The organism is Rubripirellula obstinata (assembly GCF_001642955.1).
Lineage (GTDB): Bacteria > Planctomycetota > Planctomycetia > Pirellulales > Pirellulaceae > Rubripirellula > Rubripirellula obstinata.
This window is the reverse complement of the sequence record NZ_LWSK01000082.1, coordinates 1-24642: the sequence shown is the minus strand read 5'-3', so window position 1 is coordinate 24642 and position 24642 is coordinate 1. Positions and strand designations below refer to the sequence as shown.

General features: G+C 53.8%; 22 protein-coding genes. 9 read left to right on the top strand and 13 right to left on the bottom strand.

Annotated elements, in window-relative coordinates; all coding sequences use genetic code 11:
- Positions 1-238 precede the first annotated feature (238 nt).
- Positions 239-1762: an anthranilate synthase component I gene (trpE, locus tag RC85_RS17875; RefSeq protein ID WP_068265295.1), complete on the bottom strand. Its 1524-nt coding sequence runs from the start codon at positions 1760-1762 to the stop codon at positions 239-241.
- Positions 1763-1985: 223 nt separating this feature from the next.
- On the opposite strand from trpE, the gene RC85_RS17870 reads away from it, so the two are divergent.
- The 3 genes from RC85_RS17870 (at position 1986) to RC85_RS17860 (ending at position 4329) form a co-directional block, all read left to right on the top strand.
- Entirely contained in the window at positions 1986-2573 is a 588-nt protein-coding gene (locus tag RC85_RS17870; RefSeq protein WP_068265294.1) for a UvrB/UvrC motif-containing protein, read from the top strand.
- Entirely contained in the window at positions 2570-3658 is a 1089-nt protein-coding gene (locus RC85_RS17865; RefSeq protein ID WP_068265292.1) for a protein arginine kinase, read from the top strand. Before RC85_RS17870 ends, RC85_RS17865 begins: the two co-directional genes overlap by 4 nt.
- 98 nt (positions 3659-3756) lie before the next feature.
- Positions 3757-4329 (top strand): RNA polymerase sigma factor, encoded by a 573-nt coding sequence (locus RC85_RS17860; protein WP_068265290.1) that lies wholly within the window; start codon positions 3757-3759, stop codon positions 4327-4329.
- Positions 4330-4464: 135 nt separating this feature from the next.
- On the opposite strand, the gene RC85_RS17855 is transcribed toward RC85_RS17860, so the two are convergent.
- The 4 genes from RC85_RS17855 to RC85_RS17840 form a co-directional block, all read right to left on the bottom strand.
- Positions 4465-6021 carry a Type 1 glutamine amidotransferase-like domain-containing protein gene (locus RC85_RS17855; RefSeq protein ID WP_068265288.1) on the bottom strand — a complete coding sequence of 519 codons (1557 nt, stop codon included), beginning with the start codon at positions 6019-6021 and terminating at the stop codon, positions 4465-4467.
- A gap of 46 nt (positions 6022-6067) precedes the next feature.
- Positions 6068-6967 (bottom strand): isoaspartyl peptidase/L-asparaginase family protein, encoded by a 900-nt coding sequence (locus RC85_RS17850; protein ID WP_200836763.1) that lies wholly within the window; start codon positions 6965-6967, stop codon positions 6068-6070.
- 363 nt (positions 6968-7330) lie between these two features.
- Positions 7331-8557, bottom strand: a complete 1227-nt coding sequence (locus tag RC85_RS17845; protein ID WP_068265285.1) for a DUF1559 domain-containing protein — start codon at positions 8555-8557, stop codon at positions 7331-7333.
- 67 nt (positions 8558-8624) lie between these two features.
- Positions 8625-9338 carry a hypothetical protein gene (locus tag RC85_RS17840; protein WP_068265283.1) on the bottom strand — a complete coding sequence of 238 codons (714 nt, stop codon included), beginning with the start codon at positions 9336-9338 and terminating at the stop codon, positions 8625-8627.
- Positions 9339-9372: 34 nt separating this feature from the next.
- Here RC85_RS17840 and RC85_RS28880 point away from each other — a divergent pair, with 34 nt between their 5' ends.
- Positions 9373-9504 (top strand): hypothetical protein, encoded by a 132-nt coding sequence (locus RC85_RS28880; RefSeq protein WP_261340477.1) that lies wholly within the window; start codon positions 9373-9375, stop codon positions 9502-9504.
- A gap of 15 nt (positions 9505-9519) precedes the next feature.
- On the opposite strand, the gene RC85_RS17835 is transcribed toward RC85_RS28880, so the two are convergent.
- Together RC85_RS17835 and RC85_RS17830 are read right to left on the bottom strand one after the other, a co-directional pair.
- Positions 9520-11520 (bottom strand): serine/threonine-protein kinase, encoded by a 2001-nt coding sequence (locus tag RC85_RS17835; protein ID WP_068265280.1) that lies wholly within the window; start codon positions 11518-11520, stop codon positions 9520-9522.
- A complete protein-coding gene (locus RC85_RS17830; RefSeq protein ID WP_068265279.1) occupies positions 11517-12125 on the bottom strand; it encodes an RNA polymerase sigma factor in 609 nt (202 codons plus the stop codon). The genes RC85_RS17835 and RC85_RS17830 overlap by 4 nt, the downstream gene beginning before the upstream one ends.
- Positions 12126-12683: 558 nt before the next feature.
- Between RC85_RS17830 and RC85_RS17825 the strand changes: the two genes are divergently transcribed.
- Positions 12684-13367 carry a PEP-CTERM sorting domain-containing protein gene (locus RC85_RS17825; RefSeq protein ID WP_160148125.1) on the top strand — a complete coding sequence of 228 codons (684 nt, stop codon included), beginning with the start codon at positions 12684-12686 and terminating at the stop codon, positions 13365-13367.
- A 49-nt stretch (positions 13368-13416) separates the two neighbouring features.
- Here the strand turns inward: RC85_RS17825 and RC85_RS17820 are convergent, their stop codons facing one another.
- The 5 genes from RC85_RS17820 to RC85_RS17800 form a co-directional block, all read right to left on the bottom strand.
- Positions 13417-13887, bottom strand: a complete 471-nt coding sequence (locus tag RC85_RS17820) for a hypothetical protein (protein WP_149752767.1) — start codon at positions 13885-13887, stop codon at positions 13417-13419.
- A gap of 11 nt (positions 13888-13898) precedes the next feature.
- Positions 13899-14402 carry a type II secretion system protein gene (locus RC85_RS17815; protein ID WP_068265274.1) on the bottom strand — a complete coding sequence of 168 codons (504 nt, stop codon included), beginning with the start codon at positions 14400-14402 and terminating at the stop codon, positions 13899-13901.
- Positions 14403-14416: 14 nt separating this feature from the next.
- Positions 14417-14869: a hypothetical protein gene (locus RC85_RS17810; protein WP_068265272.1), complete on the bottom strand. Its 453-nt coding sequence runs from the start codon at positions 14867-14869 to the stop codon at positions 14417-14419.
- The gene (locus RC85_RS17805; RefSeq protein WP_068265270.1) at positions 14869-15354 is read right to left on the bottom strand and encodes a pilus assembly FimT family protein; all 486 of its coding nucleotides are present in this window, start codon (positions 15352-15354) and stop codon (positions 14869-14871) included. The genes RC85_RS17810 and RC85_RS17805 overlap by 1 nt, the downstream gene beginning before the upstream one ends.
- 246 nt (positions 15355-15600) lie before the next feature.
- Positions 15601-15930: a prepilin-type N-terminal cleavage/methylation domain-containing protein gene (locus RC85_RS17800; RefSeq protein ID WP_068265268.1), complete on the bottom strand. Its 330-nt coding sequence runs from the start codon at positions 15928-15930 to the stop codon at positions 15601-15603.
- A gap of 102 nt (positions 15931-16032) precedes the next feature.
- Between RC85_RS17800 and RC85_RS17795 the strand changes: the two genes are divergently transcribed.
- Both RC85_RS17795 and RC85_RS17790 read left to right on the top strand, forming a co-directional pair.
- Positions 16033-17496, top strand: a complete 1464-nt coding sequence (locus RC85_RS17795) for an aldehyde dehydrogenase family protein (protein ID WP_068265266.1) — start codon at positions 16033-16035, stop codon at positions 17494-17496.
- The gene (locus tag RC85_RS17790; RefSeq protein ID WP_068265265.1) at positions 17493-18779 is read left to right on the top strand and encodes an N-succinylarginine dihydrolase; all 1287 of its coding nucleotides are present in this window, start codon (positions 17493-17495) and stop codon (positions 18777-18779) included. The genes RC85_RS17795 and RC85_RS17790 overlap by 4 nt, the downstream gene beginning before the upstream one ends.
- A 33-nt stretch (positions 18780-18812) precedes the next feature.
- Here RC85_RS17790 and RC85_RS17785 read toward each other — a convergent pair whose 3' ends face one another.
- Positions 18813-19469: a DUF533 domain-containing protein gene (locus RC85_RS17785; protein ID WP_084422793.1), complete on the bottom strand. Its 657-nt coding sequence runs from the start codon at positions 19467-19469 to the stop codon at positions 18813-18815.
- Between the two features lie 385 nt (positions 19470-19854).
- On the opposite strand from RC85_RS17785, the gene RC85_RS17780 reads away from it, so the two are divergent.
- Entirely contained in the window at positions 19855-21312 is a 1458-nt protein-coding gene (locus RC85_RS17780; RefSeq protein ID WP_068265264.1) for an efflux RND transporter periplasmic adaptor subunit, read from the top strand.
- Positions 21309-24542, top strand: coding sequence for an efflux RND transporter permease subunit (locus RC85_RS17775; RefSeq protein ID WP_068265262.1), 3234 nt, complete (start codon positions 21309-21311; stop codon positions 24540-24542). The genes RC85_RS17780 and RC85_RS17775 overlap by 4 nt, the downstream gene beginning before the upstream one ends.
- Positions 24543-24642 lie beyond the last annotated feature (100 nt).

Genomic DNA, 24642 nt, shown 5'->3' with positions numbered 1-24642 from the left:
CCACGCGGTTAAACAGTCCAGAAACCCTTCACGGCGTTGATGGCTGCCCCACATCAAAGTGAGATACAACGCTGCCATCCGGGGATTTACATCCCCGGCAGAGAGCTTCCGTCCCGCCGGGACTATTCACGAACGTTCACAGGTGATGCACTCAAAGCCAATTGAATTGAAGACAAAAAAATTGGAAGCCCTCGGGAGAGTCCGCACTTCGTAACCTCGTGGTGGATCAGGAACTTCGCTAACCCTTTTCCATTCGTGCAACCGTCAACTCGATCGCTGAGATCAACGCTTGCGCCTTGTTCAATGTTTCTTGGTACTCGGCGGTTGGATCGCTGTCGGCGACTACGCCGCAGCCGGCTTGGACATCGAACTTGCCGTTTTGCACGACCATCGTTCGCAGGGCGATGCAGGTGTCCATGTTGCCGCGGTAATCAATGTATCCGACCGCTCCGCCGTAGGGCCCACGTCGATGTGGTTCGATGGAATCGATGACTTCCATCGCGCGAACTTTTGGTGCTCCCGAAACGGTTCCCGCAGGCAACGCTGCCTTTAACGCATCGAACGCGTCGAGGCCTTCGCGAAGTTTGCCTTGGACTTCGCTGCTGATGTGCATCACGTGGCTGTAACGTTCCACCACCATTACTTCGGTCAATTCAATCGAACCAAACTCGGCGACTCGGCCAACATCGTTTCGACCAAGATCGACCAACATCACATGCTCGGCCCGTTCTTTGGGATCGGCCAACAGTTCTAGTTCAAGTGCTTTGTCTTCCTTGGCGTTTTCACCGCGCCGACGAGTTCCCGCCAACGGTCTGACCGTGACGACATTGTTTTCAACGCGGCACATGATCTCGGGCGAACATCCGACCAGCACGCACTCGGGCGTGCGAACAAAAAACATGAACGGACTTGGGTTCACAACTCGCAGCGATCGATACACTTCCAACGGATCAACGTCGCTTTGGACTGACAAACGTTGGCTTGGAACGACTTGGAAAATGTCACCGGCGCGGATGTATTCAACGCACTGGCGAACCGCGTCTTCGAATTCGTCTTGAGTGAAGTTCGATGTCACCTCCAGCGAACTTGATTGACGCCATTGATCAGGATTCCACTCGGCCGGTTTTTCAGTTGCCGAACCGGATAGCTTTTTGACTGTTTGATCGACCGAGGCAACTGCGTCTTGGTACACCGCTTTGGCGTCAGCGGGATTGTTGACCGATCGGCAATCCGCCAGCGTGACGACGGTGATCGTTTTGGCAACGTGGTCGAAAACGCACAGCGTGTGATAGAACGCAAAATCCAAATCGGGAAGCTTACGATCATCGCTGCCGTGGTCGGGAAGTTTTTCGACATAGCGAACGACGTCATAACCGGCGTAGCCGATCGCTCCACCGATGAACGGCGGCAACCCATCAATCTCGGCGACTCGGTAATGAAAATGCCCGCGGAATTCATCCAGCGGATCGTCAGCAGTGCTTGTTTGAATTTCCGGTTTGTTGGTGTCCAGTTCGGTGGTCCAGTGGACTTGGGATCCTTTGGCCGAAAAACGCTGGGTCGGTCTCGATGCAAGGAAACTGTATCGCCCGACCTTTTCGCCACCGATGACACTTTCAAACAAACACGCAGGTCCACCGTCATCGAGCAGCCGAAATGCGGTCACCGGCGTGAGCGTATCGCTGAGCAACCGCCGGAAGACTGGAACGAAATCGTTTTCGACAGCCAGTTTGGCAAATGTTTTTTCATCAGGCAGATGCATCATGGAAATCCGCGGAGGACATTTTCTTTTGATCCAGTTTGCTTGCAAGCAACGAGGGCGCGTAGGGGGGACTTGCGGTGGGGACTTGCGGTGGGGACTTGCAGTGGGGACTTGCAATGGGACTTGCAGTGGGACTTGTACCGGGCACTTACGTTGACACTTCAATGCTCAGCGATAGAATCCGACCCACGGGTTAGATGTGTGATTCAGCGTCGGGAAAAATAGCATGAAATGTCAATACTGCGAGAAACCGGCGACGTTTCATATCACCGAGCTGACCGAACCGGGCGGCCCCAGCGTGATGCATCTGTGCGAAGAGCACGCTCGGTCTTTTCTGCACAAGGACCAGGGCAGCCCCGCCGCGTCGATCGCTGGTGCCTTGGCGAAACAGTTGAATCTTGGCCAAACTAAGGCTGAACTCGCCGAATTGGACCAAAAAGAATGCCCGGTTTGCGGAATTAGTTTCTTTGAATTTCGCAGCACCGGTCGTCTCGGATGCCCTTACGATTACAAACACTTCGAAGCGGATTTGACGCCGCTTTTAACCAACATCCATGATTCGCTTCAGCACGTGGGGAAACAACCTCGTCGCGCTGCTGCGTCCGCCGACAATCAAGCTCAAATGATTCAACTAAGACGAGAAATGGAAGAAGCGATCGAAAGTGAAAACTACGAACGTGCTTCCGAGATCAGGGACGAACTGAAGCGGATGGAAGAGGAAGCCGCTGGCAAAGCTGACGCCGCCGAAAATCAGGATTCAGCCCAAAACGATCTCTCCGAGAATGATTCGGATTCGGGAGCGTCCAGCTCGTGAAAAGCGACGTTGATTTCTCGAAACTCGCCAACACGCCCGGCGAATGGCTACGCGGAACCGGTCCTGAATCCGACATCGTGATCAGCAGCCGAATTCGCCTCGCCCGCAATCTGGCCGACTTTCCATTCATTCGCCGCTGTAGCGACGAAGATCGGCTCAGCATCGAGCGAACCGTGCGTTCGCGAATGGAACAAATCGATCAATGGGACGACATCAATTACGTTGACATCGATTCACTATCCGAAATCGATCGTCAGTTCTTGGTCGAACGCCAATTGATCAGCCGCGAAATCGCCGACGCAGACGGATCGCGAGGCGTGGCGATCGACCCGCATGAACAGTACAGCATCATGGTCAACGAAGAGGACCATCTGCGAATCCAGGTCATGCACAGCGGCCTGGACCTGATCTCGGCGTGGAAACAGATCAATCGGTTGGATGACCAGCTCGAATCCGCGGTCCTGTATGCCTACAACCCGCAATACGGATACCTGACCGCGTGTCCGACCAATGTTGGCACCGGGCTGCGCGTCAGCGTCATGTTGCACCTGCCTGCGTTGGTGATCACGCAGCAGATCGAAAAAGTGTTCCGCAGCATGCAACGTATCAATGTCACGGTGCGTGGTTTGTACGGCGAAGGTTCACAGTACACCGGGGATTTCTACCAAGTCAGCAATCAAGTGACGCTGGGGCACAGCGAAGAAGATCTGGTGTCGTTGGTGGGTGAAAAGGTGGTGCCGGACATCATTCAATACGAGCGGAAAGCTCGCGATTTTTTGATGGGCAAAGGCGAAAAAGACCTGCATGACGACGTTAGCCGGGCGTTGGGGATCTTGAGTACGGCCAAGAAAATCAGCAGCGAAGAAACCATGCACTATCTGTCAAAGGTACGCATGGGAGTCAATTTGGGGCTGATCAGCGATGTCGAAGTTGCCACGATCAACAAGCTGTTTATCCACACTCAACCTGCACATTTGCAGAAACTGCACGGTGGTCTGCTTGGGACTTCGGACCGAAATGTCAAACGAGCCGGCTATCTTCAACGGCATCTTCACGGGCAGCCGGGCCAGAGTGAATTGAATTAACCCAGATTTGATCCCTGCGTTTCCAAACCAGGCTGATAAACTGAGCCCACGGACCTTTGTTTGATTCAGCGATTTAGCATTTTGGGGTACAACCGGTCGTGGCGGAAGAGTCTCAGTTGATCGACGCAGCATTAACGGGCGACCGTACTGCGTTCACGCAATTAGTGACCGATCATCAAGACCGCCTGTTTGCATCGATGCTGCAAGTCACCGGTTCACCCGACGAAGCCGAGGAAGTGGTCCAGGAAGCGTTCATCCGGGCCTTCTTAAAACTGGATACCTTCCAACGCCAAAGTCAGTTCTTTACCTGGCTGTATCGGATCGCGTTCAATACGGCGCTGACACGAAAACGTCGCAAACGAGCTCGCATCTCGCTGGATTATTGCCGCGAAGAAAATGGTTTAGAAATCGCCGGCGAAGATGACGACGTCGACGAGCGACTACTGCAACAGGAACGCGTTGAGATGGTCCGCGCAGCGCTCGACACATTGACCGAAGAACATCGCTGCATTCTTGTTCTGCGAGAAATGGAAGACCATTCCTACGAAGTCATCGCCGAGATTCTGGTGATCTCCATCGGCACCGTCCGCAGCCGACTCAACCGCGCCCGCAAACAATTAAAGCTGGCGATTGAAGAGATGGCAAAGAAGGAAGAAACACCAGGGCAATAAACGCGATCGCTAGTGGTCTGTCACAGCTTAATTTTAGGGTAGTGGATCTTGTTAAAGATCCTATCGCGAGAGGATCTTTAACAAGATCCACTACGGCACACCCTAATTCTTAGCTGAGACAAGCCACTAGTAACACTACGGCAGCGTCTTACGAGCTTTTAAATCGTAGGCTTGTCCGGTTTGCAGAACGACGGGGACGCGCGGTTTGGGATCGTCGCGGTCCACTGAATCATAGAACCATGCGGAACCTCGGCCCAGGACTTCGGCTTTTTGACCAGTGACCACAATCGCGGTTGCTTCATCGATCCCAATGCCCAACATTTGCGGGTGCTGATTCAAAAGGGCGGGAAGCGTTTCTTCGCGACCGCGTTCGGCAAAGTGAACGTCCACGATGACGCCACGCAAAAATGCAAAACCAGTATCGTTGCCGGGATACCAAAGCGTTTGGTTGGTTCGCGGGTCGCCTCGTACTAGAAAATCGCCTTGGATTTGGGCACCTGCGGAAGTGCCGGCGATCACGCCACCACGCTTCAGCACATCCATCATCAAACGATGCGCGGTCGTGTGTTGGTAGGCGTCCATGAATCGATACGTGCGACCGCCACCCAGGAAAACAGCGTCGGCGTTTTTAAGTGGTTCTAAAAACTCCTCGTCGGATTCGGCCTTAGATCGCAGGTCTTCGTCGCTGAATAGAACCGTCACATTCTTGCATCCCCGATCGCGAAGCTTTCTTGAACTAAAAGAATCATTGGACTGGGGAATGCAAACAAAATTAGCGTCGGTTCCGCCTGCGGAATCAATGAATCGATCCCACATGTCGTCGGTACTTCCGCCACCGCCGATCAGGATCAATGTTCCCGAAGGGACTTCGACCGCAGGCGGATTGGTGGGGGGAAACACCGGACGGGTCCGAGATTGGGCTGATCGAGTCCAGGACACCAGGTCGGTCGTGAATGGGAGTGCGACGACGCGTGCGCCGAAGGTCTCGACACGTTCAGCCCAGCCATTGGCAGCAGGCACCCGCGCGGTGATTTCCGCTTCGCCGATCACCGCAACCTTGCGTCCGTCGTGCATGACTAAAACACCAGACGGCGGAATTTCCCAATGCACCAGATTCGCTTGGCCGTCACCGATCTTGGTTGCACTTTCGTCATCGCCCATCGTTCGCACGCAGGAATGCGGTAACAGTCCAAAACCAGGACGCATTTGATCATCGTTAAAAATTTGTTCGCCCAGACACTCTGCACCTGAACCGTGACCACCGACCGCGGCACCGTTCTGGAACGCTTCACCAAGTTCTTTGGTGAAGCATGTTTCCAATGCCACCGAAGTCACATCGCAAGCGAACCAAATTCCAGTCGCATCGGCAATCGCCATGATCGTTTCGTCAGATTCGGCTTGCGATGCATCGTTTATTTCCAGAACGGTCACTTTCCCCATCGCGCGTTGCCAGGGTCCGGCGTCAACCGATTGGTCACCGTTCGTCACAATCACAAGATTCCCTTCTTGCTCCCCCGCCAACCACGCAAACGTTCTTAACGTCACGTTGGATAAGTCAGCTTTCCCGGCCAACATCAATGAACCCGAAAGGGGCGTCATTGGATCAGTCACGCCAGCGGTCGGCAGCGGTTGCGAAACGGCATGGTGTAGCGGCACGGCGCAAAGAACAAGCAGGCACAGAAGTCGTGTCATTAGATTTTCGTTGGATGAGTGTTTTGCGGACAAAAGAGAGTCTCGATCAGTATTCCAAAGCGGTGGCAACGTCACCATCACTGGTCGCCCAACCACGACGCATCCATTTCGTGGTCGCATGCATGACGATTTCACCGGCGGCTCCAACCCCAATCATACCTCCCGACTGAGCGGGAAGGATATCATTCAAAACCGATTCGACGGCTTGTTGTGGTGAGCAACCAAGGTGCTTGATCATCCAAGCGACTTGCGCCGCGGCAGAGTGACGAAGAAACCGTTCACCGAACCCCGTCGCACTGACCGCGATTGAACTGTTTTCGGCGTAGGTACCAGCACCAATGACCGGTGAATCACCAATGCGTCCGGGCAGGCAACGCGTAACGCCGCCCGTGGAAGTCCCAGCCGCTAGGTTGCCGAAAACGTCCATAGCGACCGCGCCAACCGTGCCCAAACTTGGACGCTCGGAATGTTCGATTTGTTGATGGTCCAGAAAGTAATCCTGCGAAACCGGTTCGCAACCATGATTGATCGCGAATTGTTCTGCGCCTGTTCCGGCAAGCAGGCGATGATGTTCATCCTGCAAAACATGCCTCGCAGCCAAAATCGGATTCGCCAACCGTTTCACCGATGCAACTGCACCGGAGTTGCCGGTCAGTCCATCCATCAAGCACGCGTCCAGCTCGAAAGAGCCATCGAGTCGAACCACCGATCCACGTCCCGCGTTAAAAACGGAATCGTCTTCCAGCAACACCACCGCCGCTTGCACCGCATCAATCGCGCTGCCGCCGTTGCAAAGCACACTGCGGCCCGCATCAAGAGCGATGCGTAAGCCGCGATGATACTGATCCGTTTTCGCTTCGTCCAAATCCATTACAGTGGTCGCACCACCATGAATGACGAGCGACCATTTCGGGCGCACGTCATTTTTATCTCCGAGATGAATCACTGTCGCTGCATCTCTTTCTCGTACTCAGCTTTGTAGATTTCTTGCTGTTCCGGTGTGGCTTCAATCACGACTGGCTCAGAACTGCAGCCGCCCATCATCAGAAGAAGGACCAGCATGGGGGAAAAACAAATCAGGCGAATCATCTTGAATCCTTGGTTTGAAAAAACAATTGAAAATTAAAGGCCGCTAACACCGGCCCTCGGTTTGTTGATTTCGTGAGCCGCAGGCGCGTAAGCGGCCGGGCCCTATCGCATTGCCCGAGGCCTTACGGCCAGCGGTTCACGATTGCCGTCGGTGTATCGATTAAATCGACAACCCGGCCCTACGTGAAAGCTGGCCTTGAAACTTAGTGGTCACAGACCACTAGAATTCACCATCGATGACTTCGCGACTTGCACGCGATCCAAGCGAACCCCAAAGGCCATAAGGGCTTCGTGATCCTGGCGTCCTCGGCCCGATTTGGTCTAGGCCGACGCCACCGTTGGTCGCTGCACCGGCTTCGATGGAATCGGTCACGAACCGAACCGCACCATCGCCCATTAGGATGTGAACACCGCCTTGGTGCTGACTGCTGGGCGGCAGGATTCCCGAATCGCTGGAATTGCTCCGTAGGCAGGTGACGCTGTTGGGCGGCAAGATCGTGTTCATGGTCGTGTTGAGGTAGTTTCGGTCAGACCAGGAAAAACCTCGCAAGAAACTGGCACTGGCGACTCGCGATGGAGCGGTACCACCATCTGCACCATCAGACCAAAATCGCGGTCGCAACGGACTGGTAAATCCCTGACAGAAACTAGGGTTGTCGAACAGGATATCATCGTCCGATCCGTCGGGGTCTGCCCAGTTCAGTGGTTGAGTTCGGACGTCATTGTCGCCCAACCCGGTCGCAAATTCCCCCATCATAATGGTGTTTGACAGCCCGTCCAAAATGTCGCGGAATGCGGTTTTGGTTCGCGGAACAAACACACCTCTGGCGGATGCGCGAAGATGTGCAACGTGACCCGTATCCAATTCTAGAACGTCGTTGTACGGCCCCCACAGAAAGAATCGGTGTGTGGTGTCACCCATGCAAACGCCGTAATTGGTTCGCCCCATCGCGGGCAACCCAACACCGGGATCACTCGGGCATCGGAACGAAGGAACTTCGGTCACCCATGGTCGGTAATTGAATTGCCGAAACGGCGTCGGCCCCATTTGTGGCCACGGAACAGGTCGTATCGTCCCGTCCGCGTTGGTTCCCATCGGATTAGCAATCTGTTCCCAAAGTGCCTGCTGTTCGATGAAAGGCAGCAGACCCACCAACGCACTCAAGTTTCGCTGCGAAGAAATCTCTGACTGAGCCCACGAACCACCCGAAACATCATTGCCAATGTCCGAGAAACCTGCGCCTTGTTCGGGCAACTGTTTAAACGCGCTATGGTAATTGTGAATCGCCAACCCAATCTGCTTGAAGTTGTTACTGCAACTCATTCTTCGTGCGGCTTCGCGTGCCGCCTGCACCGCTGGCAATAACAGCCCCACCAAGACACCAATGATGGCGATGACCACCAACAGTTCGACGAGGGTAAAACCCTTGGTATTTCGTTTCGTCATGACAAACCTCTTCCCTTGGAAAATTGAACAGCAAACAGATATCGAACATCAAATTCGGTAAAACAACTCATTCTTCCGCCTTGTACTTTTGGATGTGTTCCCGCAATTCGGGCATTCCTTCAACGTCGTCAAAGAAGCGAATTTTTTCAGCTACCAGTGAATCATTCGTTGGTAGATTTGCGACCAACATGTAAGTCGTAAAACACTCGACCACTTCTTCATCACCGCCGGTTCGCTCTGCATACGACGTCACAAAATCGCCCTTCAATTTTGGCGAACCATCTTTGGCGTAGTCGTCGGGTTCTTCACGCCGCCGAGGTTGCGGTTTTGAATCGCCATCAAACACTTGCGAAAATTGCTCGATCGAATCGCTACGCAAACACAGGTAGTGACCCATTTCGTGAACCAGAGTCCAGTCGAGCGTTTCGCGTCGGGGCGTAATGCTGCGAGACGGGTTGTGACGATTGCTTTCCTTCAGCAACAAGAACTTTGCGATCGACAATCGGTATCCCTTGCGATCAACATCATTGGCCCCATCGCCGCTGAAGAAGCCCGCCCAACGTTTTCCGTCCAGAACATTGAACTGAACTAGTTCATTCCGATACTCGAGCGGGAATAGGGTTTCAATTCTTTGCCAACCGTAGAGCCCCAGCGTTGCCGCCTGCTCATCACGAACAACCTTCGCAATGAAATCGTCACCATCGATTTCAAACACCGCTAGGAATTTGTCAGCGGCAACCTGCAAAGAATCTTTGTCCGGAATCTCTGACAGGCTTTGCAACTTGGGCTCAATCGCAAAACTAACGCACGCGAAGATGCAAAAGCTAAAAGCGAAAAAGGCTAGCGAAGCCACTCGGCGTTTGTTTTTTTTGGACATGGATCGCGGCATGGAATCAGTGCTCGGGAAAACAGAAAAGGCGAATGGTGTGATGGATCAACAGTGGTGACTCAATGATCCAATCTCATTGTGTTGCTGGGGTACTGATGTTGTCTTGGAGGTTTTTCTCCAGTGTTTGAACTGCCATGTTCTCAATCGTCGCACGATAAAAATAAGACCAATTCAGTGCGGCTCGGATCGGTTGGTAGTATCCAAGGTATTGAACCTCTTTCTCGCTTCCATGTACTTCCATGCTGGCATGGATCTGATCGACCAAATTGTTGATCACCAGTTCAGCGTCGGTGTGACGACCGGATCGCCCCAAGGCCATGGCAAGCGCCGTGTGGACGTCCCATCCGCTGGTTGCCGCGTAGCTGTTACCCAAATCGCTGACAGCGGAATCAAATGGATACTCAGCGCCGTTTGCACTTGGCGGGATCTTGTCCAAAGGCGGGATTTCCAAGTGCGAACGCATACTTGGATCGAGCGGTTGTAGGAACAAAAGCAAGAAGTCCGCCTTGCTGCTTGGGACACCACTGGTCACCAATGGCATGATCTCCGTTGCCCATTGACGACGCAGTCTAAGGTGATTGCGGTCGGACGGATTGCCTATTTCGTCTTGATAGACTTCAAGCAACCGCCGCTGGGCGCGAAGCTCTTGCGAGCTACCGACCGGCATTTCTTTCCACTGGTTCCAAAGTTGATCGACTGACAATCGGTCTAGGCCATCGACCACGATCTGGTGGGGAATCATTTCAACTCGATGAACGTAAGACGGTGACTCACGAATTGCAAAAAAGTTCGCTGCACCCAAAATCACCAGCAAGATAAAACCCAACACTGCGACCAGCCAAGTCGTGGAAACTCGCGTGCGATCAATCAACCGATGATCGGTTTGTCGGATGGTTTCCAGTGCGACTGGCAACGCGACCGAGGTGGGCTGCTGAACGTGGGCCAAGCACCCTTGCAATAAGTCAGCCACTTCGCGTGCTGATTCAAATCGATCCACCGGTTCTTTTGCCATCAGCTTAGAAACGATGTCATCTAGCCACGCGGGAACATCCGGATTGAGTTCTTGCATGGGACGCGCCGGCTTGTCGGTGATCAAGCGAAGTACGCCATACGCCGTTTCAGCATGAAACGGTGCTCGCCCGGTACACATCGAATAAATGACCGTTCCCAAGCTGAACAGATCCGAGCTCGCGGTGACGGTCTCGCCACGGGCCTGTTCAGGCGACATGAATTGGGGCGTGCCAGCCAACAAACCAGTCTTGGTCAAGCTTGGATCGTCCAGCGCGACCGCGATCCCAAAGTCCATCAACTGAGCGCGATCCGTTTCGCCATCTAAGAAGATGTTGGCGGGTTTGACGTCGCGGTGAACGATTCCCTGTGCGTGTGAAGCCGCCAGCCCCTTTGCTGCTTGCATCGAAATGCGAAGCGCCTCGCGAATGCCCAGGGTTCCGTGATCGTCTAACCGCGTTCGCAACGATTCGCCTCGCAACAGCGGCATCACAAAATATGGAACTGACTTCCATTGATCAACGCCGTGAACAGCCATTACGTGGTCATCGACAACCGCCGCGATCGCTTTGGCTTCGCGAGCAAAGCGTGCTCGGCTTGCCGCTGAAACCGCCAAGTGCGGAAGCATCATCTTGATCGCAACGAAGCGGTGCAAAGAACGATCGAACGCCCTGAAAACGCCGCCCATTCCACCATGCCCAAGTACGCCAGCGATCTCGTAGGGCCCGAGTCGCCCCAACATGTCGGGATACTCTGTCGGAGCCAACAAATCCAGCAGCTCTGTAATAATTGGATTGCGACTATTCTCTTCCGCCGCGTCATCGTCATCCATGCCATCGATATTCAATCCGCGATCTTCGACCGATTGTGGATCAATTTCATCCTGCAGCCATTCGCTCGCGTTCCCCCACCAATCACCTGATCCGATGGTGGCTTCAAGTTGCATCCGACACGTCTCACAAACGGACAGGTGTGCTTCCACTGCCTTCAAAGCCGGCGAGGAAAGATCACCGCTGATCAAAGCTTCGATTCGAGAAAGGTCCAAACAATCGGTGGATGGTTTCATTTTGATTCACTCCAAAGATCAGACAGCTCAAGCGTCTTTTCCTTCAGACGCTGCATCACACGGAAGCGAGCCATGTAAACGGCACCAACACTTTTGCCATAACGTTTCGCGACCTCCGCGACCGGACGTGATTCGATCGCAGTTTCCGAAAACATCTTCCAAGTCACATCGGTGAACTCGTCACGAATCTGACGAGTGGCCCAACGCATCGCCTCGGCGTGGGTTTCGCGGTTGACCTCGGTTTCGACCGCCGTGAAATCTCCTGGGACGGCGTCCAAAATCTCAACGACGCCAGTTAACCCCGATCCAATGTCCGGCTTCTTCCGTGACAACGCATTAATGATTCGATTCTTGGTGATGCGAATCAACCAAGCACGGAAAGGCGGCTGATCGGGCGCAGGAACCCAGTTCTCAATTGCCTTCGACACGGAAACAAAAACTTGCTGCGCGAGATCTTCAGCATCCGCATGTTGAATGCCCCGCTCTCGAGCCATTCGGTAGACCGCTGGTCGGTAGATGTCCATGAACGTTGTCCACGAATCTGCATCCGAAAGGTTTTTCACTCTCGCAATCAAGCTGTCGTTCGTTTCTGGCCAATCTTTCATGTGTTTCTCCGTAGAGTTTCACACTGAATCTGATCCGATCTTTCCAATCGTCGAATAGATTTCTGAGAGTTCGATCGCGCTTGAATCGTTAAGGCATCTCGCTCTACCAAGACCGCTCGCTAGCTTTAAATCGGACGCCCTAGTGTCTCGCAATTTTTTTGCGAAAACTTCATTTTGTTTAACAGCTCATTCGATGACGCTTGCAACACTCTTTCGAATCAAGGTTTAGCTTTTACACGTTTTAAGCCTTGCCTGAATGCAGCGAATGAACTGCATGGATGCGCATGTGGGTGCCAACCCCCTCCTTGTTCTGATCTTAAAAATCATGTTCTTCAAATTTTTATTTAGGGCCGATCATTGGACCATCTGGGTTGCAAAATGAGCTGTCGCGAACCAGTAAGCGTGCAACTCAGCAGCGATCAAGAGGTTCGCTGAAACAACTTCTGAAAAATCATCTCAACCAGCGTGTGAAACTCATCGGGTAGCGGGGTTAAACCGCCGCGTGTGTGTCGCACGAGGCAACTTATGTAAGTTTCCATGCGTACGAAGGTGATTCGAATGATTCGTAGAATTTCAAGTTTGGTTTTGTTGGTTGGGGCTCTTGCTGTTTGTTCGCCGATGGCGGCGAAGGCAGCGTTGTTGGCTGAGGTTACCGAGGGGCCGTCGTCCAACGAGGTCGTCTGGACGTTCAGCGGCGAAGTTGTTGCAGAAGGGTTTGGTTTCTTTAGTAGTTCAGGTGTTATCCTGGAACAAGAACCCGTTGGAATGTGGGGAGGTTTTGACAATTTCACCTCGGTTGCTGCTCCCCCACGCGTTGATTCGGCAACTCCGTTGCTAACCCTTGTTTCAGGATCTGCAACACTGACCCACGAGTCTGCTGCAACCGGAACGATCACTACCGCTAACATCGTTCAAGGATACTTTGACGATGGTGACAGCGGGGTGGACGGCATCGAAAGGTTCGGAATCGGGATTGATACCGACATTTCGTTTACCGATCCAGATATCGTTACCCTTGCTGGTTCACTCGTCTTTTCGGGTGCCGGCATCAGCGACTTCAGTGCGGGTGGGATTCCGTATTTTGGCTCTTCTTCCGCATTCGGTAATGAAGGAAACAACCTGCCTTTGAATCTTTCGATCGGCGCGACGGTCATCCCAGAGCCAAGCAGTGCATGCTTGCTGGGTTTGATCGCGGTCGGGGTTGTCTCACGTAGGCGTGTACGCAAGCGCGTCACCGCTTAACGTAAGCAAGAGAAGGTGAAAGTTTTTTGTGAGCGTCTAAGCTAAACTCTCAGCGAGATAAGGTCCGCATCGAACTTGTTGGTGTGGACCTTGTCGAGCTAGACGCTTCCTTGCTTTTGCTAGTCAATTTTTCAGTGTCGATGATCCGCGAGATCACCGGCACTTTTGCGCCTTTGTACAGAAAGATGTTGACTTGGCTTTGTGTTCTGGAAATCGGAACAACCTCGCCATAGGCACTGCGAAGCGGCGATTCTTTATCGACAAGCATCAGTTTCGCAGTGGGATCAATCCGCAATTGTGCGACCGCCCGTTGCATCAGTGCATCGGAAGCCATGCGAGCTTGCACGGAGGATTCGGTCGACTTGGTCATCGCCAAATGTCGTGAATGACTTTGCAGAATTGCTAGGCCGCCTAGCGATAGCGTGACGGCAGCCAAAGTGCAAAGCAGCAACAGCGAACCGGTGCGCGAACCCGCGTTTCTGATCCGTTTTTGATGTTGGAAATTCTCTTGGAAATTCATCACATGGTCCATCAAAACTGAGTCGGAATGGAAACAACACTGGTCAGGTTCTTCTTGTTGCCGGTTGTTGGATCCAGCACATAAATCGCCATCTTCACACCAATCACGTTGCCCGGTGCAGTGGCCTGTTTGATTTCACCAAACTCCGCGCCCAGCACGTCGGTCATTAATACGACCGCTTCTTTGCCGTTGTCCATGACCAGTTCATCGTTGGTCGCATAGATTTTGACGTAGTCGCCTGTATTCAATTTCAGCACGACAACATCGGAATGAGTTTCAACCAAGGTGTTGTCTTGAATCAAACGTCGAAGCCAGCGTGATCCGTCGCGAAGATCGGTCTCGGGGCTTCGGCTTTCAGCATGGGTGACGGCTTGCCGTGACGACCGCATCACGGACGAAATCGGGACCATCATGATTCCAACGATCGCCATGCACGCAATCACTTCGATCAGGCTGATGCCATCACGTCGATTGCCGGGCCGATCTTGGTCGGCGTTGTCGCTGGAATGATTCATGAACAAAGTTTTGCTTAAGGGGCCGCGAACTGAGTGCGCAAGGTGGCCGACGCTTCGCCGGTATCAAGTCGGCCGTCACTATCATCGTCATGCCACACATCGACCACGATCGTGACCAGTTCGGCGGGCAGGATCGACTTGTCGGGTGTGACGCGTGTGCGGGCAACCGAAAAAGGGCCGTAGGCCGTGGTGTGTTTATTGACGGTGTCAATTCCGCCGGAATAGGCTTTGGAAAAGGCAATCGGTTCGGACAAGCCGATCTTGGTCGCTTCGATCACTTGCTCGGCATCGTCAAGCAACGATTGTCGAACGTTCAAACGGTGTGTGTTGGATCGTGATTCATTGATCAAATGCGCCGATGGAATTAGCAGCGCTGACATGATCATTGATCCGGCGATCACGTCGATCATCGTTGCGCCTCGGCGAGCCTTGGTTTTCTTTCGCAGCGCGTTTTGAAATGTTTGCATCAGGGAGTGCTCCATTGGACGTTTCCGCTGACGGGCGAGACGTTTACTTTGCCGTAGGCGTCACCGTGGTACACGCCCCAACTGAGATCGCGATTGGCCGAACCAACGGGCTTGAAGATGATCTCGCTCGCCGAGCCATCGATCTTGGTACCGGCTGGCAGTTCAATTAGCCAAGTCCGTTCAGGTTCGATGGGACCAGCTTCTTGATGTATTTTCAGTTCCGTTGATCCACGACTGACACGCACATAGGTTTGATTCGAGATCGCTGTGTTGCGAGCAAGTTGCAAAACTTCGCCGACCTGAATCGTCGCCGCGGACGCGGTTCGCCGAGCCAAGAAATCGTTGTCCAAGTAAATCATGCTGGTCGCTGCCGCAGCCGAAAGCAGCAAGATGACCGCAATCGCTTCGATCAACGTGACCGCACGCCGACGGGCGATGCCGGTTCGTTTGACGTTGTAAGCGAGTGGTTGGAACGAAGGTTTCATGGGTTGTCAGTGAGGCAATACGTGATCATCGAATGTGGTAACTGAACCCTGGCGGGACCAGCTCGCTTGGGTCTGGTAGGCGGAATCCAGCGGACTGAACCCTGGCGGGATCAGCTACGGAAAACTTCGCCAGTGGTGACGCCGGTGAAGTACCTATCGAAAAATCTCGCTTCGCATCAGGCACTCGCGTTTCAGCGGTGCCTCATGCATAAGCGAGATCAGTCGGAGTCAAACTCTCGGAATGACTTACGGCTTGACGGTGAAGATGCCCGTCGTTGGAACGTAGTTGTACTTGGTACGCATTGCGTTGACACGAACTCGTTCTTCACGAGTGGTGTAGGGCAAGTAGTCGGCACGAGCCAATTGAATGACGTTGGTTGGGTAACGTCCCATTTCAAGGAAGTACGTTTGGGTCATCGCGTTCAGCGTGGCAACTTGTTGAACATCAAGCTTGTCTTCGCTCTTCTTTTTCATCGGTGCGACGGTAGCAACGGTTGCTGCTGCGACGACGGCCAAAATAACGACAGCCGCGATGACTTCCAAAAGCGAAAAGCCTTTTTTCTTGTTTCGTTTCATCTCTGATAGACTCCGAGAGGTAGATTCCGAGTAGTAAGTCAGGTGCCTAAAATGAACGCCTGATCTACTGGAAACCTAGGTCACGTTTTGGAAGGGGGACGGATGAACTCGAAAAATAATTCTGCAAATTTCACCAGCATCAGCCCAATCAATGGGCAAACGCTTTGGACAGGCGAAACAACCTCAAATGCAGTGATTGGCGATGTTTTTGCATCTTCCGCGGTCGCTGCGGACCGTTGGAAACAGCAATCTATCGACGCCAGAATCGCGATTGTTCGCCGATATGCCGAAATTCTTCAGCAGCGAAAAGGCGAAATTGCATCCCTGATTACCAGCGAAACTGGCAAGTTGCCCAGCGAAGCGGCGGGCGAAGTTTCTGCATCGATCGCCAAGGTGAAATGGTCGATTGAGGCGCTCAGCGACCGTCGAAGCGAAACCATCGTCACACCAAACCATGGTGCTGACGCGGATCCTGTTCGCCGGATTCGATACAGCCCGCTCGGCGTCACCTTGGTGCTGGGGCCGTTTAATTTTCCGCTTCACCTGCCCGGCGGCCAGATCATTCCAGCACTGTTGGCGGGCAACAGTGTTGTCTTCAAACCAAGTGATCAATCGACTGCCGTAGGAGCATGGATGACCGAGGCGTGGTCGGCGGCGGGGCTGCCCAGCGGTGTTTTGCAAATGATCGTCGGCGGCATCGAGGTTGCCCAGGCGGCGATTGATCGCCCTGAAGTCGCAGCCGTTTTCTTGACAGGCAGCCGAACCGCGGGACAGTCGATTCATCGTCAATTAGCCGGACGGCCCGAGGTCTTATTGGCTCTGGAACTTGGCGGCAATAACCCAATCGTGGTGGATGCAACGGCTGACCCGGCGTCCGTCGCCAACCATGTTTCCTATTCAGCGTTCGTGTCGTCAGGCCAAAGATGCACGTGCGCAAGACGAGCTGTTTTTGTCGAAGGAGTAAACACGGAACAGCAATTTTCAGCACTCGTCGAAAAGACTTTGTCGTTAAAGGTTGGGATGCCAGATAATGATCCACCACCGCAACTTGGCCCGCTGGTGTCCGCCGATGCAGCAGCCTCGCTAAAACAAACTTACGATGATTTGATCGCGATGGGCTGTCGTGCGATCGTTCCGCTTTCGATCGATCCTGGTCACCCAAGTTTGGTCAGTCCCGCCATCGTTGATGCGACTGAACTTTCATCCGAGCAGACAGATGCCCTGGGAGCGATGGAATGGTTTGGGCCGTTGTTAGCTGTTGTGGAAGCAGCCAACTTGGAAGACGCGTTTCAGGTCGCCAGTCGCACGCCGTATGGGCTGGCCGCGTCATTGCTCGGTGGAACCTGCGATGACTTTCAGCGGTTGGTGGACCAGGTCGGTGCCGGGGTGGTCAACTGGAATGGTCCCACGACGGGAGCCGCGGGGAACTTGCCGTTCGGCGGACGCGGGCACAGCGGCAACCATCGGCCAGCCGGCTTCTTCGCGGTCGATTTCTGCAATGAACCGGTATCATCGATCGAAACGGATGCGTTAGCAAAAACTGATTTCTGGAACCCCAAAGCATGAACTTGATTGAAATTCAGATCGATCGTTTGGTTGGCCCCACTCATCATTTTGGTGGGTTGGGTGTCGGCAATTTGGCGTCAGCTCAGCACGCTGGCAATGTTTCCAATCCCAAGGCGGCGGCGATTCAGGGGTTACAGAAAATGAAGCAGGTGGCAGACTTGGGGGTGCCGCAGTATGTGCTGCCGCCACAACCTCGCCCCGATTTAGAACTAGTTCGCAAATTGGGTTTCAACGATCCGCAGCACGCTTTTCAAGAAGCCCCGCATGTGTTCTCCGCTGCGATGAGTTGTTCCGCGATGTGGACAGCTAACGCAGCGACGGTGACGCCCGCAATCGATTCAACGTCCAATCTGTCAACCGCCAGCATCGCAAACCTGTCCGCCAGCCTCCATCGTTCGATTGAACCGGATCAAACCGAAATCGACCTGAGGGAAATCCTGCCACAGTCGATTTCGGTGCAATCCGCAATCCCCGGCGGTGCCGCGATGCGAGACGAGGGGGCGGCGAACCACATGCGATTGTTTTTTGGTGAAACGCCTGGGATTAACTTGTTCGTTTACGGTGATGAATCACCATTACCGATGAAGCACTGGCCCAGGCAGACTCGTCTTGCATGCCAGGCCATTGCTCGGCGACATCAGTTGATTGGTGACAACACGTTCTTCTTAAAACAGCATCCTGCCGCGATCGACGCGGGTGCATTTCACAACGATGTCGTCGCGATGAGTCACGCAAACGTCTGGATCCATCATCAATTTGCCTACCACGATGACGGGATGGTTCAGCGAGTTGAACGACGGGCAAGAGAAATGCCCGGTAACGATCTGGTTCGGATCGAGGTCGCTGAATCGGAATTGCCAATCGATCAGGCGGTCAAATGCTACTTGTTCAATAGTCAAATCGTTGCACCCATTTCAAGCGATGGCGCACCGGTGGTCTTTTGCCCAATCCAGGTGCAGCAATGTTCAGCGGCAAAGTCTTTGGTTGATCAATGGATCGGTGGCGGTTTTTTCTCGGCTGTTCATTACGTTGACTTAGATCAAAGCATGGCGGGCGGTGGTGGACCAGCTTGCCTGCGACTGCGTGTCCCGATGCCAAGCGATCAGGTTGATGAAATGCGAACGACCGCACGCTTGGACGATTCAAAGTATCACCGACTCTGCAAGATCATCAGCGAAGGCTATCCATCGGAAATCACGCTTCGCGAACTGACGGATGCGAATCTGATCAAACAGGCTTGTCGGGTGACGAAGCAACTGCATGCTGAGTTGCTCGGCAATTGATCGAGTGGACGACATGCTTGTCCACACGGTGATCTAGTACAACAACGGTGCGCCCATGCGGTGATGGATCGAGTTCACTTCTTGCGGTTGCAATCGCATGCATTCGCCGAGTGCTCGCAGGTAGCGTGCTTCGGCGTTGGTGTCCAAATTGATCGCCATCAAAGAAATACTGTAGACCTCGTATTCCATTCCGTTGGGGATCTCGTGAACGAAGGCTTCCATGTTGTGCCTGGTTTTGAATTGCCGCCGCAAAAAATTGGTCTCGTTTCGATCGAGTGGTTGTAGTTCTTGAATGATGCGATCTTGTTCTGCTTGGTCGAGCTGCCCATCTGCCTGAGCCGCCATGACCATCGCCGTAATTAACAGCTCACCACGTTGATTGAAATTACAGCCCGAGTGGTGCTGGCCATGATCGTGGTGCGGTACGGGGACTCGCTTGACGGGTTGATTCCGGATCCATTGATCTGCGGCTTGGGGAAACCGTCCACCGCGGTGATGGTGTCTTTGAACAGAATCACGAACGAGATGTTCAAAGGGCTGGTGATGAGATGGCGGGAACCGATTGCCCTGGTTCGCAGCTTGGGTGATCGCGGCGACTCCCCCAAGCACTTGCCCGAGAATTTGGCCGTTCCCCGGCGCTCGGCCCGTGCGATTAGCCAGCAGGCCACCCAGAATTCGTGCAGCATCCATTTTTGGTTCCTTTAACGTTAGAAAAGTGCGACTCGCCCGTTCGAGCCGACCACGAGTCTTCGTTCGGCATTCTAGCTATATTTTTCGGAACCTGTGCGTCTGGCCGGTGTTGCACTCAACGCCGTGAAGAGTATTGGTCCCGGAAAACACGGATTAGTTCGTTTAGCCGCGTGGGCATCGCCCCGCGCGTTTCGCCCCGCATGGACGCGCGGGGCGATGCCCACGCGGTTAAACGGTTTGGAAACCCTTCACGGCGTCGTGTTGCAAACAAGGCCTTTGCGTGTAACTAAACTTGCATGTAACTAAGTTATGGAACGTTCAGCACGTTCGAGGGGCGTGCAGATTACCCGCCGATACCATTTGTATTTCCGCAGTTTCCAGTTTTATGAAAACGACCCAGCCAATCCTACGCACCGTGTTTTCGATCTTGATCGTGGGAGCTGCCGTTGTCGGGTTTATCATGCTGGGCGAAAACAAGGCTAGAAAGCGAAAGCCCGAGCGGTCCGCTTTGCCGAACGTCGAGACCGTGATCGCTGTCGATCATCGTGGCGGGATCGAGTTTGATGTCGATGGCGTGGTCGTGCCGTACCGGCAAATCAACTTGGCGGCTCAGGTCAGCGGTCAGGTCGTGATGAAGTCGAATCAATGTCGTCTTGGACGCGTCGTCAAGAAAGGCGATTTGCTGATGAAGATTGATCCCGCCGACTATGAATTGGAAGTCCGGCGTTTGAAAGAAGAGCTTAGCCAAGCCGATGCCAGTATCGGGGAACTGGATGCTGAACTTTCGAGTGTCGAAAACCGAATCGAAGCGGCCAGAAAAGAGCTGGTGATTGAAGTCCGTCAACTTCGTCGGATCGAGGACTTGCTGAAGCGTCGCGCCGGTTCAGAGTCTGAAGCCGACACCGCGCGGCGGGCTGAATTAAACACTCGCAATGCTCTGCAAACGCTGTTGGACGAAAAGCAGTTGATTGGTCGGCGAAGGATTCGCTTGAAAAGTGCAAAGGAGTTGGGGGAAGCGAATCTGGATCGGGCCGAGCTTTCGCTGCGTCGAACTGAGATCCGATCGCCCATCGATGCAGTCGTTGTTGCTGACAATGTTGAACAAGACAGCTATGTTCAAACTGGGACTGAAATGGTCACGCTGCAAGACAGCGCTCGGTTGGATGTGACCTGCAAACTGTACGCAAAGCAAATGAACTGGCTTCGGCAAAGTCAGGCCGGATTTGACGCCAACTCAATGGCGGATCAGACGACGGCTGACCGTGACAATGTTTATCACTTCCCTGAAACCCCCGTCACCGTCACTTACCAACTTGGCGGCGTTCGCTATGCATGGCAAGGCGTGATCGACCGCTACGACGGTGCCGGCGTCGATCCGCAAACACGCATGATCCCTTGCCGTATCCATGTCGAAAATCCTGAATCGGTGACCGTGATGCCATCCGGCGATGGTGCAGACGCGACTGGGCCAATGCAACGGGTTTCTCAACCGCCGACGTTGATGAGCGGTATGTTTGTCAACGTGATTGTCAACGCGAAGCCACCCATTGCGTTGGTGCGAATTCCTGCCCGAGCCGTCGGGCCGGGCGGCATCGTCTGGACCGTGAATGATGGAAAACTGAAAAGGAAAGTCATCACGGTTGCTACATCGGCGGGAAATGACGTGATCGCCTATCAGCAGTCCGGTGGTCTGGTCGCTGGGGACGCGATCGTTGTTTCGCCATTGGCGTCTCCTGTCGATGGGATTCAGGTGCAAGAAGCTGCCAGGCAAACGGTTCCAGTGGGAGCAATGCCGACCGGCAAACCAAGCGCTACCTCTCCAACATTGGAACCTACGCAGTGAAAGCGATCGTTCGATCATCGATTTTGAATCATTCGGCGCTGAATCTTTGCATGGTCGCCATGATGGTCGTCGGTTGGCTCTGCCTAAGGCGGATGAACCGCGAATCATTCCCCGAATTTGACCTGGACCGGATCACGGTGGCGGTGCCCTACCCCGGTGCGGCACCCGAGGAGGTCGAACTTGGCGTCGCACAGAAGATCGAAGAAGCGGTGCGTTCGATCGAGGGCATCAAGAAGATCACGACCACCGCGCAAGAAGGAATGTGCAGTGTGCGGTTAGAATTGACACCAGGCGGACGTTCCGCTGATCGGGTTCTCGATGAAGTGCGAAGTGAAGTAGACCGCATTCCCAGTTTCCCGCTGGAAGCAGAAGAGCCGCAGATTTCCGTGGATTCAAGGCGGCGAGCTTCGATCAGCGTCGGTATCATCGGGCCCCAAGCCGAAGTAGCAGATGGGAAGTTTAGTGCTGCGGAAAAACTAACAGTTGAAGCGGAGCTTCAGCTTCGTGAAGTCGCCGAGCGGGTCCGCGATGACTTGCTGGCGATTCCGGAAGTTGCCGAGGTTAGCTTTCTGGCTGCTCGCGATTACCAGATTGACATTGAAATTTCCGAAGAGAATCTTCGCAGCCACGGCATGACGCTCAACGAAGCGGCGGACGCAATTCGCCGTGAAAATCAAGAATTGCCAGCCGGTACGATTCGCAGTCGGTCGCAAGAGGTTCTGCTGCGTGGCAACAATCGACGCAGCAATGGCGAAGATTTGGCCGAATTGCCGCTGGTTTCCGAACCTGGTGGCGGTGTGTTGACAGTTGGCGATCTGGCGATCGTTCGCGACGAATTTGCCGACACGACTGCGTTCAACTTTATCAACGGAAAACCGGCATTGGCAATGTCGGTTCAACGAAGCACGTCCGATGATTTGTTCACCATGATCGATGCGGTCAAGGAAGTGATCGCGGCTGCGGAATTGCCGCCTGGTTACGAGTTGATGACTTGGGGTGACGAATCGATCGAAGTTCGTGGCCGATTGGATCTGTTGATCAGCAATGGGTTTCAAGGACTGGTGATTGTCTTTGTCCTGTTGATGCTGTTTTTGGATCCGAAACTGGCGTTCTGGGTTTCACTGGGGATTCCGTTTGCGCTGTTGGCGTCTGGAGTGTTCTTGTATGCAACGGGACAAACGCTCAATCAGATTTCGATGTTTGCGTTCGTGATGGCGCTGGGCATCGTGGTCGATGATGCGATCGTGGTCGGTGAAAACATTTTTGCCCACCGTCAAATGGGTAAGCCCTATATCCAAGCAGCCATTGACGGAACAGTCGAGGTAATTCCATCGGTCTTGACCGCGGTGCTGACGACGGTGGTGGCGTTTTCACCGTTGCTGTTCGTTGCCGGGACGATGGGGAAGTTTACCGCAGTGATGCCCGCCGCAATCATCGCGATGCTGTTCGTATCGTTGATTGAATGCGTGACGATCTTGCCATGTCACTTGGCTCATAAAGAAAGCCTGCTGTTTCGATTTTTCAACGTGGTCTTTTTTGCGTTTCGTTGGTTGCTGATTCCTGCGGGGATCGCCAATCGGGTCGCGACCAAGGCGTTGAATCGGTACATCGCTGCGGTCTATCGGCCGTCGCTGCTATGGAGTCTTGGTAACCGTTCGATCGTGATGGCGATGTGCGTGGCTTCGCTGATTTTGATGTTCGGTTTGAAGCGATCAGGTGTCTTGCAGTTGAGTTTCTTTCCCAAGGTGGATGGCAATACTTTAACCGCGAACGTGACGTTCCCTGATGGGACGCCAGAAGCAGCGGCGATGACTGCAACAAAGCGATGCGAGGACGCGTTTTGGCAAGTGGCGGCTGAATACGAAGACGAGGGGACGCCGATCGCCCAGAGTTCCTATCGAGTGGTCGGTGCGTCGGTGTCGAGTCGCGGGGCAACGCCGGGTGGGCCCGGCGGGCACCGTGGCAGCGTCGAAGTGGAATTGATCAAGGCCGAAGACCGCGGTGTATTGAGCAGCGATATCGTCAAACGTTGGCGCGACGCGGTTGGGACGATCGCTGGCACGGAAGAATTTAATCTTGGCACCCGTTCGTTTGGTCCCGGTGGCACGCCACTGGAATTCAAACTGCTCGGACCGTCTGATCAACTTGATCAACTCAATGCAGCGGTCGAAGCGTGTAAGAAACAACTGGCCAAGTATCCCGGTGTTTCTGATATTCAAGACGATTCGGTGCCCGGTAAATGGGAATACCGATTTCGAATCAAACCCGAAGCCTTTGCGATGGGCGTTCGCACCGCCGACTTAGCGGAAACTGTTCGTGCGGCCTATTACGGTGCCGAGGTGATGCGAGTCCAACGTGGCCGCCATGAAGTCAAAATCATGGTGACCTATCCGCGCGAAGATCGTCGATCGCTTTCCAATTTCGACGAAGTTCGGATCCGTTTAAGCGATGGGGTTGAGCGTCCGATTACCGAGTTGGCTGAAATTGATGTGGTCCGCAGTTATGCAGAGATCAATCGTATCGACCAATCGCGTGCGATCACCGTTTCATCGGACCTAGACGAAGACGTCGGTAACGCTGATGAAATCGTGACCGACTTGAAGGCATCGTTCTTGCCCGATTTGCTTGCCGAATACCCTGCACTGCGAGTTCGCTGGGAAGGTCAACAAGAACGACGCACGGAATCGTTTGGCAGTTTGTTCAACGGTTTCTTTATCGCGTTGCTGGTGATGTACATCTTGTTAGCGATCGAATTCAAGTCGTCGTTCCAGCCGCTGTTGGTGATGTTAATCATCCCGTTTGGCGCTCTCGGTGCCGCGATCGGCCACCTGGTGATGGGATTGCCGCTGACGTTATTCAGCTTTTACGGAATCATCGCACTGACGGGCATCGTTGTGAATGATTCGATTGTCCTGATTGACTTTATCAACGCGAAAGTTCGTGAAGGCGTTCCCGTGAACCAAGCGATCGCAGAATCAGGTTCACGAAGATTCCGCCCAGTGATGCTAACCACCATCACCACCATCGGTGGCCTAATTCCCATCTTGCTGGAAACATCGATTCAAGCACAGATCTTAATCCCGATGGCAACCAGCATCGCATTCGGCGAACTGTTCGCCACCGCAATCGTGCTGTACTTGGTCCCCGTCACCTACTCGCTCTACCACAGCGCCGGCGGTCATCTTGACGTGCAGTTGGTGACCGAGGATCCGACTGCGGCACTTGCATGATTGAGTTTCGACACGTCTCAGTGAACACCGGCAATGGTCACCATTCCCTGATCGCCAGCAAGTAGGCCGTAGCGAGCCATAGCGAGTTACGGCAATTTGC